This is a genomic window from Rhodococcus sp. MEB064 (assembly GCF_000834565.1).
GTDB lineage: Bacteria > Actinomycetota > Actinomycetes > Mycobacteriales > Mycobacteriaceae > Rhodococcoides.
Map to the genome: position 1 here is coordinate 96,343 of NZ_JXQS01000036.1, position 16,123 is coordinate 112,465.

The 16,123-nt window shown below is 67.9% G+C and carries 11 protein-coding genes; 6 read left to right on the forward strand and 5 right to left on the reverse strand.

Annotation, left to right across the window (positions count from 1 at the left end; genetic code table 11):
* Nucleotides 1-37: 37 nt before the first annotated feature.
* The 3 genes from recD to recC are packed head-to-tail and all read right to left on the reverse strand — an operon-like array spanning nucleotide 38 to nucleotide 8,513.
* Entirely contained in the window at nucleotides 38-1,927 is a 1,890-nt protein-coding gene (gene recD, locus RU01_RS16100; protein ID WP_042575647.1) for an exodeoxyribonuclease V subunit alpha, read from the reverse strand.
* Nucleotides 1,924-5,211 carry a UvrD-helicase domain-containing protein gene (locus RU01_RS16105; protein ID WP_042575561.1) on the reverse strand — a complete coding sequence of 1,096 codons (3,288 nt, stop codon included), beginning with the start codon at nucleotides 5,209-5,211 and terminating at the stop codon, nucleotides 1,924-1,926. The genes recD and RU01_RS16105 overlap by 4 nt, the downstream gene beginning before the upstream one ends.
* Nucleotides 5,208-8,513 (reverse strand): exodeoxyribonuclease V subunit gamma, encoded by a 3,306-nt coding sequence (gene recC, locus RU01_RS16110; protein ID WP_042575648.1) that lies wholly within the window; start codon nucleotides 8,511-8,513, stop codon nucleotides 5,208-5,210. The genes RU01_RS16105 and recC overlap by 4 nt, the downstream gene beginning before the upstream one ends.
* Before the next feature lie 131 nt (nucleotides 8,514-8,644).
* On the opposite strand from recC, the gene RU01_RS16115 reads away from it, so the two are divergent.
* Genes RU01_RS16115 through RU01_RS16125 form a run of 3 tightly spaced genes read left to right on the forward strand, consistent with a single transcriptional unit; the run spans nucleotide 8,645 to nucleotide 12,463 of the window.
* Nucleotides 8,645-10,042, forward strand: a complete 1,398-nt coding sequence (locus tag RU01_RS16115) for an aspartate ammonia-lyase (protein WP_042575562.1) — start codon at nucleotides 8,645-8,647, stop codon at nucleotides 10,040-10,042.
* Between the two features lie 7 nt (nucleotides 10,043-10,049).
* Nucleotides 10,050-11,516 carry an amino acid permease gene (locus RU01_RS16120; RefSeq protein ID WP_042575563.1) on the forward strand — a complete coding sequence of 489 codons (1,467 nt, stop codon included), beginning with the start codon at nucleotides 10,050-10,052 and terminating at the stop codon, nucleotides 11,514-11,516.
* A complete protein-coding gene (locus RU01_RS16125) occupies nucleotides 11,513-12,463 on the forward strand; it encodes an asparaginase (RefSeq protein WP_042575564.1) in 951 nt (316 codons plus the stop codon). Before RU01_RS16120 ends, RU01_RS16125 begins: the two co-directional genes overlap by 4 nt.
* On the opposite strand, the gene RU01_RS16130 is transcribed toward RU01_RS16125, so the two are convergent.
* A complete protein-coding gene (locus RU01_RS16130) occupies nucleotides 12,447-13,001 on the reverse strand; it encodes a helix-turn-helix domain-containing protein (protein WP_042575565.1) in 555 nt (184 codons plus the stop codon). The genes RU01_RS16125 and RU01_RS16130 overlap by 17 nt on opposite strands.
* Nucleotides 13,002-13,084: 83 nt before the next feature.
* On the opposite strand from RU01_RS16130, the gene RU01_RS16135 reads away from it, so the two are divergent.
* The 3 genes from RU01_RS16135 (at nucleotide 13,085) to RU01_RS16145 (ending at nucleotide 15,655) form a co-directional block, all read left to right on the forward strand.
* Nucleotides 13,085-13,798: an AzlC family ABC transporter permease gene (locus RU01_RS16135; protein WP_042575649.1), complete on the forward strand. Its 714-nt coding sequence runs from the start codon at nucleotides 13,085-13,087 to the stop codon at nucleotides 13,796-13,798.
* A complete protein-coding gene (locus tag RU01_RS22930) occupies nucleotides 13,795-14,106 on the forward strand; it encodes an AzlD domain-containing protein (RefSeq protein ID WP_082518375.1) in 312 nt (103 codons plus the stop codon). The genes RU01_RS16135 and RU01_RS22930 overlap by 4 nt, the downstream gene beginning before the upstream one ends.
* Before the next feature lie 187 nt (nucleotides 14,107-14,293).
* The gene (locus tag RU01_RS16145; RefSeq protein ID WP_042575566.1) at nucleotides 14,294-15,655 is read left to right on the forward strand and encodes a dicarboxylate/amino acid:cation symporter; all 1,362 of its coding nucleotides are present in this window, start codon (nucleotides 14,294-14,296) and stop codon (nucleotides 15,653-15,655) included.
* Here the strand turns inward: RU01_RS16145 and RU01_RS16150 are convergent.
* Nucleotides 15,652-16,101: a hypothetical protein gene (locus RU01_RS16150; protein ID WP_231568742.1), complete on the reverse strand. Its 450-nt coding sequence runs from the start codon at nucleotides 16,099-16,101 to the stop codon at nucleotides 15,652-15,654. The two genes, RU01_RS16145 and RU01_RS16150, sit on opposite strands and share 4 nt — an antisense overlap.
* Between the last annotated feature and the right edge of the window lie 22 nt (nucleotides 16,102-16,123).

Consider the following 16,123-nt stretch of genomic DNA (forward strand, 5'->3'; position numbering starts at 1 on the left):
ATAGCGCACGCGCACGACGTGTGGGCCGGCTCGCGATCTACGAACGAGCGGCGAGTGTGGGCGCGTCTCCGAACGGAACGGATGGTTCTCTGCGCAGGCCGCTCGCGCGGAGCACCCGGCGACGAACTCCGGCTCGAACCGCGGCCTCGCTCCCGATGATGCGCACCGTCGACCGGGACCGCGTGATCGCCGTGTACAGCAACTCTCGGGTGAGCAGGGACGACATCTCGTCGGGGATGATCACCGATACGGTGTCGTACTGGCTCCCCTGACTCCGGTGAATCGTCATCGCGTAGACGGTCTGGGCCGCGGACAACCGACTCGGGTGCACCAGGAACGGATCCGAGCCGCGAGCGAAGGCCGCGACGATGCCACCCTTGCCGTCGTCGACGACTACTCCCGTGTCTCCGTTGTAGATCCGGTTGTCGTGGTCGTTGACCGTCACCAGCAGTGGCTGACCGCGGTACCACTGCGAGGCGTCGAGAAACGTTCCGCTGTCGGCTCCGACTCGATCCATCGCCCAGCGAGCCCAGTGGTCCACACCGAACGGGCCCTCCCTGTGCGCGCACAGAAGTCGGTGTCTCTCCATGGCCGCCAAGGCGCCGCCGGCATCGCCCTTACGGGCCGCGTCGGTGACCTCCCGCGCGGTGCTCACCACGTCGTGCTCCAGGCCGCCCAGCTCGGATGCGGGCCCGAAGACGACAGCAGGGTCGCCGCGCTCCAGCAACCGCATCACCTCGTCCTCGTTCCCGTCGCGCACCGCGACCGCGAGGTCGGCGATGGCTCCCCCGAATCGGCGACCACGACTCAGCCGCACGATGCCTCCGGCCAGACGCCGAATCTCCCTCTCGGACAACGCACGCTCCAGCGAATCCGCCGCGGCCGGCACCGAGTCGATGTCCGACCCGACCAGATCCGACACCACGGCGGACACGGTTCCCGACACGGGCCGCGCCACGAGGTCGGCGAGCACGGCTCCCGCGTCGACCGACGTCAACTGATCCGGATCTCCGACGAGAATGACGCGGGTGTCGGCGCGTACCGCTTCGAGGAGTCGACTCATCAACGTCGACGACACCATCGACGTCTCGTCGATCACGACGACGTCGTACGGCAGCCGGTTGTACGCGTCGTAGCGGAAGCGGCTGCGGCTTCCGGGTTGCCATCCGAGCAGACGATGCAGCGTCATGGCGGTCGTCGTCCCGTCGAGTCCGAGCTCGAGGGATTGTTCCGACACCGATTCCTGCAGACGAGCCGCGGCCTTGCCGGTCGGTGCCGCCAGCCCGATGCGCAGTCCCGGACCGTGCAGGGATGTCAGCAACGCCAGGATGCGGGCGACAGTGTGGGTCTTCCCGGTTCCGGGGCCACCCGCGATGACCGTCGTCCACCCTGTCGCGGCCAGTGCGGCGGCGATGCGTTGGCGGTCCGGTGCCGTCGCGTCGGGAAAGTAGCGGTGCAGCGCCGTCCGCACGGCATCGACGTCCACCGTCGGCGCCGACAGCGCACGTTCGGCGAGGACGTCGCGAATCATCTTCTCCTGCAGGAAGTAACGCTGGAGGTAGAGCAACGGCCCTTCCGCGGTATCGATCAGGATCACGGGACGCAACGGTCCGGTGCTGCCACCGACCACGAGCGGACTGACCCGCAGAGCCGCGACCACGGCCGCATCGTCCGGCCACGGCAGCGCCTCGACATCGACGCCGTCGTTCACGGTCACATCGCGCAGTCGGTTCAGGTCGAGACACACCGATCCCGCACGCACCGCTCGCACGACGAGTGCGACCGCGAACAGCACCAGTTCGTCGGGCTCGTCGCCCAGGATTCCCAGGCGCACGGCCACGTGGACGTCCGCCGCCGTGAAGGCTCCCGCGTCGTTGAAGTCGCGCAGGATCCCCCTGCCTCGCTGCGCGATGCCACCGGCCGTCATGACCACACCCCTGCCAGCAGGTCGGATGTCTCGGCCACCAAGTCGGCCGAGGGATGCCATTCGAAGACGCCCCGCCCCGGCGGGGTGTCGGGTCCGATCATCGCGCGCACGAAGTGGTACTGCACACCGCCGAGATGGGTACGCGGATCGTAATCGGGCATCCGCCATCGCAGATATCGATGTACCGCAACCGAATACAGCAACGCCTGCAAGGGATAGTGGGACTCCATCATCTCGGTCGCCATGGCGGGAACAGTGAAGTCGTCGACAGTGAGGTCGCCGCTCTTGATGCGATTCGTCTTGTAGTCGACGACGACGAATCGGGGATGCGCACCGTCCTGCACCCTCAACACCGTGTCGATGCTCCCGGTGAGGTAGCCGCGAAGCCGGCGGTCGTCCAGTCGCCGCATCCGCTGTGGGTAGGGCGCGAGGACATGGTCGGGTTCGAGGTGGCGAGCCAACAGGTCGGCGATCGAGTGCACGGTCACGACGGCGGACGCGGGGGCGTCCCCACCGGTCAGGGGCAGTTCGAAGTCCATCTCGGCGAGCCGGTCGGCGGGCGTGAAGTCCGCCAATGTCCCGAAGCCGAGAGGGGTCCGGAGAACGGAGGTCAGGGCCGTGGCCAGATGAGCAGGGTCGAGGTCGGCCCCGTGTGCGTCCGCCGCCTCAAGGCATCGACGAAGCACCTCCTCGTCGAGATCGGGTGCCGCCGTGTCGACGTACTCGAGGATCTCGTGGACGAGTGTTCCGAATGCCGCGCCGGCCGGGAGACCGTTCATCGGCGACGGAAGTCCGGTGGACTCGGCGGTGGCGAACGGATCGTCGGTCGGCTCGTCACCGATGGTGACCTCGTCCGACTCCGCCGCCTCCGCGGCCTGCTCGTGGGCACCGGCCGTCAACGCGGAATACGACGTGCGTCGCCACGATGTATCCAGAACCCGGTCGTAGGACGCCGCCGCGAGCGGTTCGCTCTCGCGCGCGAGTACGCGCGCCGGACGCTCGATCACAGGTACGCCGACCACCTGCTCGACCACGATCGACGAGCCCGCGCGGGTCTGCAGAGCGGTCAGCGTCGCCGCGTCGTCGACCAGTTTCACTTTCGGCTCGGGCTCCGAGACGCCGGGCGCACGGCCCAGCAGCAGCCGGTGCAGCGGAGACGTCTCGGTGGTGGCCGTCGGCGCCCACCACAGCACGATGCGCGACTTGGCACGAGTGAGCGCCACGTACAGCAGTCGTAGTTCCTCGCCGTCGGCCTCTTTGTCGTGCACCTGCTTCCGTGCGTGATAGCCGGGATGTTTCACCCCGCCGACATCGAGAATGCGACGGCCGTTCTCATGGAACAGCAGGGACGACGGCGTGAACGTCCCGAAGGGGCTCCAGGAGTACGGGATGTAGACGACCGGAAACTCGAGTCCTTTCATGGCGTGGACTGTCGCGATCTGGACGGCCTCGGCATCACTGTCCAACCGGCGGCTGCGGTCGGGAACGGAACCGCTCGACGGTTCCCGCACACGATCGCCCAGCCACCTGGCCAACGACGCCACACCACGCCCGTCCTCGAGCGACTGCCGCTGGAGGAGTTGAGCGATGTGGCGGAGGTCCGTCAGGTCGCGCTCCCCCGTCTCGGTGGCCAACAGACGTTGCTGCAGGCCCATGGTCGACGTGAGGTTCTCGACCATCGCCGCGAACCCGGCACGGGCGGCCAGTCCACTCCATTCACGGAACCGCGCACTCAACTCGGCCGTCGCGGAGTCGCCGCGGTCGTCCAGGTGCTGCGCCGTCCACCCCACCAGAGGCGACAGGGCGGCGCGCCGCACGACGTCGGCGCGATGCGGCTGCTCGAGCGCCTGCACGACTCGGAGCCAGTGTCCCGCGGCATCGGTCTCGAACACGGACGAGCCACTGGAGAGCACCGAGGGAACACCCGCTCGATCGAGCGCGGAGCGCACCATGTCCGCCTGGCGTCCTGTCCGCACCAGCACGGCGATGTCTCCGGGTGCGATCGGGCGGACGCCGTCGCCGTCGTCGAACGTCGTCCCGCTGTCGAGGAACTCGACGATGTCGCGCGCCACGTCGTCCGCGATGCGGACACGGACCTTGTCCGTCGCCGGCAAGCCTCTCCCGTTGAGAGGACCCGATCCGGAGCGTCCGAACACTCTGAGCCGCAACGGAACCAGTGGACCGTCGGGACCGGTGAGCCGGCGCTCCGAGTGCGAGGCAATGACCGGCGAGACGACGATGTCGGGATGACCGAGCGCAGCACCGCCGTACAGATGGGCGAGTGAGTCGATCAGCGCGGCGTCGCTCCGCCAGTTGGTGGACAAGGCCATGTGCCTGTCGGCGACCGCGACGGCATCGAGGTAGCTGAGCACCTCGGCCCCTCGGAACGCATAGATGGCCTGCTTCGGATCGCCCACCAGGATCAGCGCTCCGTGCCCGTGGAATGCGCGCCGCAGGATCGTCCACTGCAGCGGATCGGTGTCCTGGAACTCGTCGACGAGAACAACACTGAACTTCTCCCGCACGCGCTCGCACGCAGCGTCCCCGTGGATCGGGTCCGTGAGGACGTCGTGCAGCAGGACGAGAAGGTCGTCGAAGTCGCGCACACCCAGGCGACGCTTGCGGCGCTCGACCTCGGTCCGGGCCGCGCCGGCGAGACGGACGCGTTGGCCGCCGACGGTGTCCGCCGGCGCGTCGGGACTCAGTTCGGCACGGCGATCTCGCACGGCGTCCCGCGCGATCGATCTCGCGTCGGCGAGTGTCATCGGGGGTGACCCGTGCTCCCTGCTGTAGCGGCTGAGATAGAGATCGTCGGCAACGTCGACGACCACGTCGTCCACCGATTCGACGAACGTCGCAGTCGGCTCACGCTCACCGGCGATTCCCAGCCCGTCCAGCATGCGCTGGCAGAAGCTGTGCGTCGTGGCGATGGTTCCGGCATCGAACTCCGACAGCGCGGTGAGCAGGCGTCGACGGCGTTCCTCCACCACGACGTCGTCGGCACCGGCAAGGTAGGCCACCAGTTCGTCCCGATCACCGCGTGCCGACGCCGGATCGGCCAACGACGCGGCAAGTCCGGTGAAGCGGTCGCGGGTGCGCTCGCGCAGCTCGCGGGTGGCGCCTCTGCTGAAGGTCACCAGAAGCACTCCTGCGATATCGGTGATGCCCTCGGCCACGTAGCGTGCGGCGAGTCCGACTATCGCATAGGTCTTTCCGGTTCCCGCGCTCGCTTCGAGCACCGTCGTGCCGAGCGGAAGGGGGCCGGTGAGGTCGAAGGAACTCATGACACCTTCTCGTGGTTCAGGAGCGGAGACCAGAGACGGCGTGCCAGCACACCGAACCGCGTGGTGTCGGGCGACCACGTCGCTTCCTCGTCGGTGGGTCTCGCTGCCGACAGGAGCGAGAAGTCCGCCCCGGTGCCGTGGACCAGCACGATCCCCGCATCGGTCACGTCGCCGAACATGCCCGAGAATTCGTAGCGAGCGGCATCCAGCGCCATCTCCTCGCTGACACCTCGCGCAGCCTTGCTCGCGTATGCCTCACCAGCTTTGAGCGCGGCGGGCAGCGGTTCCCGCAGACCACGTTCACGAAGGTCCACCAGGTCGGCGAGGACGCGCCGGGGGTCCTCGGGCGCATGCAGGAGCGAGCGTGCCACCGGGCGAGACGACCTGCCTCGCGCCGTCGTGATCGCCGTCCAGTCCGAGACCTGATGGGGCGGCGACTGCGCCGTGACCGCGAGCAGGTGCACCCATGCCTCGAGGCGACGCTTCGGAGCCATCCGTGAATAGCTCGTGCGGGCGATGGTGGTGCCGTGAACGCCCGGCACCGTGCCCGTCAACCGTCGGCCGTCGCCGAGGTCCACCACGATGTCGACGGATTCGGGTGGCCCGGTGTGCACGTCGGCGGCCGCGGTCGCGATGGGAACCACGGCCTCCTCGATCGCTGTCAGCAGGCGGACTCCCTGCTCGAACGGGGGCAGCGTGCCGCGTCGCCACTCCGCCGCCTTGAAGTCGGCGATGTCGACACCCTTCAGGAGTGCCGTCAGCATCCGCTCGCCGATGTTCCACGTCGTCAACGCATCCGGATCGACGGCGAGCGCGTCCTCGACATCGTCGTTCGACTCCGACAGTCCGATGGTCAGGCGCTGCCGCAGGAACGCGGTGACCGGACTCTGCGCGAAGGACACCAGATGCGCGAGATCGATGTCGGACGAAGGCCTCGCCGGCAGTGGCCGGTCGAGGAAACCGACACGCTCGTGCGGCGCTCGCGTGGCCGCGACGGCGCCGGCCAGTGCCGCGGTGTCGAACCCGAAAGGATTGCGCCCGTCGAACAGCGAGGCATCGAACGGCTGCAACGGATGCCGAGTCACCGGGTCGACACCGGCTGTGACAGCGACGACGTCGATGAGCTCGGCCAGCGGAATGGCCGGCGGCTCGTGCGCTCCGGTCACCGGGTCGGCGCCCGTATGGAAGAGCACCAGTGTGTCGCCCGCCGACATGACCGCGTCGAGAAGAAGTTGACGGTCCTCGCTGCGGACGTCCCGCTCACCGATGAGGGGATCGCGGCCCAACGCGTCGTCTCCGTCGAGGTGACCGGCGCGGGGAAATACCTCGTCGTCCAGCCCGAGCAGCACCACGACCCGGTGGGGCACGGACCTCATGGGGACCATCGTGCACACGGTCAGCTCGCCGGTGCGAAAGTTCGACCGGGTGGGCCTGCCGGCGAGCCTGTCCCGCAGCATGGCGCGGACATCGGCGATCACGAGCGGTACGTCGTCGCCGTCCTGGAATGCGGACGACAACTCTCTCGATGCGTCGACTCGCTGCCAGGAGTCGGCCGGGCGGACATCGGTGAGCAGGTCGACGACGGACAGCAACCGCTCGCGCCACACGCGTCCGGGATGCTCCCCCTTCATCTCGTGCAGAACCTTCGACACCCGGTCGACCAGTTCCGCATAGCGGCCCACCAGGTCGATGTCGTTGCCGTCGACGTCGTCCACGGGGAGGGCCAGACCCAACCAGTCCCCGGTGGTCTCGTCCGCAGCCACGCCCAGCAGCAACCGATCCATCGCGAACTTGAACGTGTTCTGAGGAAAGTCACGGAGCCCGAACGCGGTGCGCTGCAGTGTGTCGATTCCCCACCGCGCACCCGACACCCGCGTCCATTCCCGTAGCCGCTCGAGGTCCTCGTCGGCGAAGCGGAAGCAGGTCCGAACTGCTTCTGTCGCAGCCAGATCGAGCATCTGCGTGGCGGTCACTCGGCCGCCGGCCATGTCGATCGTCGCGGCGACGACATCGAGAACCGGATTGGTGCGGCGCAGCCCCCGATCGGCGAGCCGAACGCGGAGGCCGTGGGCCGGGTGGACCGGCCCGTCCTCCGTGGTGCCCGTATTGCCGAACGCTGCTCGCACCAGCGGTGCGAACGTCTCGACATCCGGGCACATGATCAGAACGTCCCGCGGCTCCAGCGCCGGGTCGTCCTGGAAGAGGTGCAGGAGGGTGTCCCGGAGTACGTCGACCTGACGCGCGGGCCCGTGGCAGGCGTGGATCCGGAGGCTGCCGTCCATGCCGGGGACGGCCGGTGCTGCGGGTGCACGATCGGCGACGATGTCCCGCTGGAGGCGGCCGAGCACGGTGTCGGGCAGGTCCGCTGCAGGAAGGTGGTGGTCGGAATCCGCCAGCGGTACGAGGAGCGGCTGCAGTTCGCGGACGTCCCGCGCGAGGCTGACCAGGAGCGGATGCCCCGTCGTGATCGGAATCCGGCTGTCCGACCGGCGCGCGTTCCGCGGGGTATCGGCCGGTGCGGCACCGGACCACAGGGCCGGACTGGGGTGCGGAAGCCACAGGTGGACGTCGCGCCGAACCGCGACCGCGCGAAGAACGAGCCGTTGCATCGTAGACAGTCGCGTAGCGCCGAACAGTGACAGACGGGACGGCAGGCCTATCTCGTCGGGTCGCTCGGCGAGTGCGTCGCACACCTCGTCCAGACGCTCGGCCGGGCTCGAAACGGCGACGACATCGCGGATCTGCCGCCACAGTCGGGCCTGCCATACGAGGTCGGGAGCAAGCGGAGCGCCGGCGCCGTCGGTGTCCCGGCCGTTCGCCCAGTCGAGGATCATCTGCGGGCGTTGCGCCTGATAGGAGCGGAACAGCGACGAGACGTGCGACGCCGTCGACCAGCGCCGGCCGCGGCGGTGATCGTCCGGCGCTGCACCGACGCCGCCGATGCTGTTCGCGAGCACCGCACACCACGGCTCGCCGATGCATGCGTCGATGACGCGCAGCGTCGTCCACAGCAACGGACCGGCGGCCCAGGGGTCGGAGTCGACACTCACTCCGGACATCACGCTCACGGCGTCCTCGACCAGCGCCGACGGTGACGGGAAACTGATATTGGCCGCGATCCCGTCCGATCCGGACTGCGTTCCCAGAGCTCCGGAGAGGCTCTGCTGCAACCACCGCTCGACACCCTTGGCAGGGACGGACACCACCTCGGGAGTGAACGGGTCGGCGAGCGGCTCGCGCAGCAGGTCCGCCAATCCGGCCGCCAATGTGCTCGCGCGTTCGGCGCGGTGAAGCACGAGCACGTCGATCTCCCCTCGGGTCGGTTCCGGACCGACCGTAACGCGTGCCTCCGACACCCGACCGTTGACAACCGGTGTGCCGTGGTTCACACTTCACCTGTCAGACAGCCTGACAGGAACCGAAGGAGATCACCGTGGCCGCCACGCGTACGGAACACGACCTGCTGGGCGACCGCGAGGTCCCCGCCGACGTGCTCTGGGGAATCCACACGCTGCGCGCCACGGAGAACTTCCCCATCACCGGACGACCGATCTCGTCGAACACGAAACTGATCCGCGCGCTCGCCGCCGTGAAGTACGCGGCCGCTGCGGCGAACATGGAACTGGGTCTCCTCGACCAGGTGCGTGGCGACGCCATCCTGCAGGCCGCCCGCGAGATCCTCGACGGCCTGTGGCACGACCAGTTCGTCGTCGACGTGATCCAGGGCGGCGCCGGCACGTCGACCAACATGAACGCCAACGAGGTGATCGCCAACCGCGCACTCGTCCTCCTGGGCCACCGTCCCGGCGAGTACACCCACCTCCATCCGAACGAGCATGTCAACCTCGGACAGTCCACGAACGACGTCTATCCCACTGCCTGCAACATCGCGACGATCCTCGCGGTGGCCGAACTGTCCGAGTCGATGCGCATCCTGCAGGACGCCTTCCGTGCGAAGGCGGAGGAGTTCCGCACCATCGTCAAGATGGGCCGGACCCAGCTTCAGGATGCCGTGCCGATGACACTGGGCCAGGAATTCGGGACGTTCGCCGTCATGATCGACGAGGACCGGGCCCGGCTCGAGGAGGCCTCGATGTTGGTGCACGAGATCAACATCGGTGCGACGGCCATCGGCACCGGCCTCAATGCCGCCCCCGGCTATCGCGAGGCGGCCGTGCGCCATCTCCGTGAGATCACGTCGCTCCCTCTGATCAGCGCGACCGACCTCGTGGAGGCCACCCAGGACGTGGGGCAGTTCGTGCATCTGTCCGGGGTGCTCAAGCGGTGCGCCGTGAAGCTGTCGAAGGTGTGCAACGACCTCCGACTCCTCTCCTCGGGACCGCGTGCAGGGTTCGGCGAGATCGACCTGCCCGCAGTTCAGGCGGGCTCGTCGATCATGCCCGGCAAGGTCAATCCCGTGATTCCCGAGGTGCTCAACCAAGTGGCCTTCCAGGTCATCGGTCAGGACGTCACCATCACCATGGCGGCCGAGGCAGGTCAGTTGCAGCTCAACGCATTCGAGCCGATCATCATGGAATCTCTGACCTCCGGGATGACTCATCTCGGCGCGGCCTGCCGGACTCTCGCCGACAAGTGCGTCGTCGGGATCACCGCTCATGCGGCCCATCTGCGGGACAGCGTCGAGCATTCGATCGGACTCGTCACCGCCCTCAATCCCCACATCGGCTACCAAGCCGCCACCGAGATCGCCAAGGAAGCACTCGAGAGCGGACGCGGCGTCGCCGAGCTCGTCCTCGAACGAGGCCTTCTCACCGCAGACCGACTCGAAGAACTCCTTCGCCCCGAGCACCTGGCGAACCTCCAGAACTGAGGACACCATGACGATTCCCACCACCGAGCACCAGGGCGCCGACGAGGCCCTCCACGCCGCCGAGAACGACGGCTATCACAAGGGTTTGAAAACGCGGCAGGTCCAGATGATCGCCATCGGCGGCGCGATCGGAACCGGCCTCTTCATGGGTGCAGGTGGGCGTCTGGCGCAAGCCGGCCCGGCACTCGTCATCGCCTACGCGGTGTGCGGATTCTTCGCATTTCTCATTCTGCGCGCACTGGGTGAACTGGTTCTGCATCGTCCGACATCCGGGTCGTTCGTCTCCTACGCCCGCGAATTCTTCGGTGAGAAAGCAGCATTCGTCTCCGGATGGCTCTACTGGCTGAACTGGTCGATGACCGCAGTCGTCGACGTGACCGCCGTGGCGCTGTACATGAATTTCTTCGGCCGGTACTGGGATCCGATCGCCTCGGTCCCGCAGTGGGTCTTCGCGCTCGCCGCACTGGTGCTGGTTCTGTCCCTGAACCTGGTGTCGGTGAAAGTGTTCGGGGAACTCGAATTCTGGTTCGCCTTGATCAAGGTCGTCGCCCTGGTCGCATTCCTGTGCATCGGGCTCTTCCTCCTCGTGAAGGGGACACCGAACCAGGAGCAGGGATTGTCGATGATCGCCGACAACGGCGGTCTGATTCCCAACGGTCTGCTGCCCGCCGTCGTCATCATCCAGGGCGTCGTCTTCGCCTACGCCTCCATCGAGCTGGTCGGCACCGCGGCGGGCGAGACGCCGAACCCCGAAAAGGTCATCCCGAAGGCGATCAACACCGTCATCATCCGTATCGCCGTCTTCTACGTCGGGTCGGTGCTCCTGTTGTCGCTGCTTCTCCCCTACTCCGCCTACCGAGCCGGTGAGAGCCCGTTCGTCACGTTCTTCGGATCGATCGGAGTCGAGGGTGCCGACACGGCCATGAACCTCATCGTTCTCACCGCGGCCCTGTCGTCTCTCAATGCCGGTCTGTATTCGACCGGACGCATCCTGCGGTCCATGGCCGCTGCCGGGAGCGCGCCGCGCTTCGCGATGAAGATGAGCAAGGCCGGCGTGCCCTACGGCGGGATCCTGCTGACGGCAGCGGTTACTCTGCTCGGAGTAGTGCTCAACGCCGTCGTTCCGGAGCAAGCTTTCGAGATCGTGCTGAATCTCGCGGCACTCGGCATCGTCAGCGCGTGGGCCATGATCGTGCTGTGCCAGCTCAAGCTCTGGCACCTGTCGAAGGAGGGCGTGGTGGCGCGGCCGTCCTTCCGGTTGTTCGGCGCCCCGTACACCGGCATCGCCACCCTGGTCTTCCTGGTGGTCGTCCTGATCCTGATGGGCTTCGACTACCCGATCGGCACCTGGACGCTCGCCTCACTCCTCGTCATCGTTCCCGCGCTGGCCATCGGCTGGCGCGCGGCGCGCCCGGGCATCGAGCGGCTCGCCCGCGAGCGCGCTCGTGCGGGAGGGGGAACGGTCGCCCGATGAGTTCACCCGCACTGCCGACGGTCGTCGTCCTGACCACCGGTGGAACCATCGCCAGCCGCGTCGGCCCCGACGGTGTCAGCACGACGGGCCGTCACGCCCACGACGTCCTGGTGGATGCCGGACTCCGCGTCGGCGTCCGGGTCCGAGTCACCGACGTCCTGTGCGTCGACAGTGCCGCGATGTCGCTCCTCGACATGGACACCGTCCGCGGCGCCGTCACCGAATCACTGCGTGACGACGCGGTGAGCGGTGTCGTCGTCCTGCACGGCACCGACTCCCTCGAGGAGACGGCGATGCTGATCGATCTCTCCCACACCGACGTTCGCCCCGTCGTGTTGACCGGCGCTCAGCGCACCGCGGATCACGTCGAGAGTGACGGCCCGCGCAACATCGAGTCGGCGCTCCGGGTGGCCGCCGATCCCGAGCGACGAGGGCACGGTGTGCTCGTCGCCTTCGGTCCGCGCGTGCTGCGCGCCCGCGGGGTACGCAAGTCGCACACGACCGCACTCGACGCATACTCCGGAACACCGGCGATAGGTCCGACCGCTCGGGAGACGCTGCCGGACAGTCCGATCGACGGGATCCGGGTCGACGTGGTCGCGCTCTACCCGGGTGTCGACGGACTCGTGATCGACGCACTGCGGTCCGCCGGCACCGACGGAATCGTCCTGCAGGCGATGGGCGCGGGCAACGCGAACGCCGCGGTCGTCGACGCGGTGCGCCGATGCACCGACGCCGGCGTCCCGGTGATGCTGTCGACGCGGGTGCCCTCCGGCGGCGTCCTCACGACCTACGGCGGCGGCGGCGGGGGCGCCGACCTGGTGCGTGCCGGTGCGGTGTCCGCGGGCGACCTCAGTCCCGCCCAGGCACGAATCCTGCTGTGCGCGTTGCTGAGCAACCGCCTACCGGTCACAGCGGACCTGGCCTCGATCAGTACTGCTCGGTGACCATCACCGCAGTCGTCCCGTTCTCCAGCGCCTCGAACACGTGGGGCACGTCGCCGGGATACGACAGGTAGTCCCCCGGTCCCAGTTCCTCGGTCGCGTCCACCGGCCCGCACACCGCCCGGCCGGACGACACCACCACGTGTTCGATCACCCCGTGCATGTGCGGATCGGACAGCCGCGGCGTCCCCACCTCGGCCGTGAGCAGGTACAGGTCGCGGCGTGCGGTCGGTGGGCAGGACGACAGCAGTGTCGCGGTGTAGTCGGACGACTCCGCCGCGATCGACGGACCCTCACCGCGTCGCACCAAACGGACTTCCTGCCGCGGCGGTTCCACCAGGCGCGCGAAGGGCACGTTCAGGGTCACGCTCAGCGCCCACAGTGTTTCGACGCTGGGATTCCCTGTTCCCGACTCGAGCTGAGAGAGGGTCGACTTCGCGATACCCGCGCGTCGGGCCACCTCCGCGAGAGAGAGTCCCGTTCGTCGACGCTCCCGCACGAGGGACGCGGCGATCGCGGCGATGGGTGCGCTGTCGGACATGACTGCATGATGCCACAGTGTTCGTCACACACTACGCTCGTTCGTCTTGACGAACGGCCCCGTGACCGTTCACCATGAGCACCATGCGTTCGATATGGCGAACACCTCTGTGGCTCACGCTCCGGGACGATCCCGACGTGGCGGTGCGGGACATCGCCGTGGTGTGCATGGCCGACGCCCTGGTCGGTGCCTCGCTCGGTGCGATCGCCGTCGCGTCCGACCTGCCGTGGTGGCTCCCTTGCCTGCTGTCGATCGCGGTGTTCGCCGGAGCCTCACAGTTCGTCTTCGTCGGAGTACTGACCAGCGGCGGCAGCGTTCTGGCCGCAGTGTCGAGCGCACTCCTCATCAACGGCAGACTGCTTCCACTCAGCTTCTCGGTGGCACCGCTGCTCGGTGACCGATCCGCCGCACGACTGCTCGGGGCCCATCTGGTCACCGACGAGTCGGTCGCCTTCTCGATGGCCTCGACCACCAGGCGGGGCAGGACCCTCTCGTTCTGGTTCTGCGGGGCGTTCCTCTTCGTCGCATGGAATCTGGGTGTGCTGGCCGGGGTGGGCCTCGGCGCCGGCGTGGAGAGCGCGGAGTCACTCGGACTCGACGCCGCCTTCCCCGCCGTCCTTCTCGCCCTCGTGATGCCCTCTCTGCGCGATCGGGTGACTCGCATCGCCGCGGGCATCGGCGCCGCCGTCGCCGTCGCCGCGGGCGTCGTGGTGCCCGCCGGTGTCTCCGTGGTGCTCGCCCTGATCGCCGTCATGCCGTTCGTGCTCAGATTCGGGCGCAGAAACGACGCCTCGTGAGCACCGGGGCCATTCTCGCGGGCGTTGCCGCACTCGCCGTCGGAACGTTCGCGCTGCGCCTGATCGGAATCGCGCTACGCGGACGGCGTGAGCTGTCCGCGTCGGCCGAGAAGTCGATGACCACCGCGGTCGCCGTCGTCTTCGTCGCCCTCGTCGCCACCTCGACGTTCCCCCGCGACGCGGGCCTCGCACTACCCGTGGGCGTCCTCGTGGCCGCGTTCCTCGCCTGGCGCAGAGCACCTTTCGTGCTCGTGGTCGTCGCTGCAGCGGCAGTCACCGCGGGTCTGCGCTGGCTCGGCGTCAGCTGACCCGGGCACGGGCGTAGCATCGTCCGAGTGCCTTTGCTCCTGACATCGCGTCGCTACGTCGACCTTCGCCTGCAGGCCAGCGCTATCTGTCGATAGACCGTGTTCCTCCCCGGTCTCTTCGTCCACCGCGCACCCTTTTCGGCCGTTGTCGTCCTCGGCCGCCCCAGCATTCTCGGAAGGCTCCACCATGTCCGCGCCCAGCGCTGCCCCCACCCGTCGACTGCCGCACTGGCTCACGTCGTTCGGGCCCCAGATCGTCGCCGGGTTGATCCTCGGCGTCGTCATCGGCCTCATCGCTCGATCCATGCCCGACGCCGCCGACGGTAATCCCAACTGGCTCGTCGAAACCGTCTCGACCATCGGATCGAGCTACGTCAAACTGCTCACCGTCGCCGTGGTCCCCCTCGTGTTCACGGCCATCGTCAGCTCCATCGCCAACCTGCGCGCCGTCACCAACGCGGCACGCCTGGCGGGCCAAACCCTCCTGTGGTTCGCAATCACCGCGTTCATCGCCGTGATCGTCGGCATCATCATCGGTCTTGTCGCGCAACCGGGTTCGCGAACCGGCGTCTCGCCGGATCTCGGGAAGGAACCGTCGAGCACAGGGTCGTGGTGGTCGTTCCTCACCGGCCTCGTCCCCAACAACTTCCTGGCACTGGGCGCCCGGACCAGCCAGACCGAGGGTGCTCTGAGCACCACACTGAACTTCAACATCCTGCAGCTGCTCGTCGTCGCGGCGGCCATCGGCATCGCCGCGCTGAAGGTCGGCAAGGCTGCCGAACCGTTCCTGACGTTCAACGCCTCTCTGCTCGCGATCGTGCAGAAGGTCCTGTGGTGGATCATCCGATTGGCTCCGATCGGTACGGCGGCGCTGATCGCCAACGCCGTCGCCACGTACGGATGGGACGCGATCGGTTCACTGGGCGTGTTCACGGTGTCGGTGTACGTCGGACTGGCCATCGTGTTCTTCGTCGTCTACCCGATCATCGTTCGGGCGCACGGTCTCTCGATCCGCAACTTCTACTCCGGCGTGTGGCCCGCGACGCAGCTCGGCTTCGTCTCCCGCTCGTCCATCGGCACTCTGCCGCTGACCCAGCGCGTCACCGAGCGCAATCTCGGTGTGCCCCGCGAGTACGCATCGTTCGCGGTTCCGCTCGGCGCTACCACCAAGATGGACGGCTGCGCCGCCATCTATCCCGCGATCGCCGCGATCTTCGTCGCGCAGTTCTACGGCGTGAACCTGACGCTCACCGACTACCTGCTGATCGTGGTCGTGTCCGTCGTCGGCTCCGCCGCGACGGCCGGAACCACCGGTGCCACCGTCATGCTCACCCTGACGCTGTCGACTCTGGGGCTGCCTCTCGCCGGCGTCGGCCTGCTGCTCGCCGTCGAGCCGATCGTCGACATGGGCCGCACCGCCGTCAACGTCACCGGCCAGGCGTTGATCCCGACCATCGTCGCCAAGCGCGAGGGCATCCTGGACCAGGAGGGATTCGACGCCCCGCGCAACGGCGATCCGTTCGTCGACGACGTGGAGCTCGCGCGCTAACTCACGAACAGCGGGCCGCGCACGAAGCCCACGATCAACACCAGTAGTCCGCCGATCTCGGTGGCCGCGAGCGCGTACATGAACACGTGCGTTCCCGGCACCGGGCGGACGAACTGGTTGTCGGTGTCGCGTAAGAAGCCGTGCACCACGTAACTGACGATCGCGGCGACGAAGAAGAACACGACGGCCCCCGACGCGACCAGGTTCACCCACGTCGGCCAGGCGCTGAAGTGGACCAGCGGCACCATCACCAGGGTCGCGAACGAGTACATCAGCGCAGCGCGGTGAGCGATGTCGACGTACGGATGGGCCTGCCCCGTCTCGGACGTCGCCATCTGGCGGAACTTCCAGACGCCGAGGATCAACGCGGCCAGCAGGATCAGCGCCGACACCAGGATCAGCAGCGTCGTGTCCCAGTCGACCACGCGGTACGTACGGAGCGTCACGCAAGCATTCGATCATGGTGAG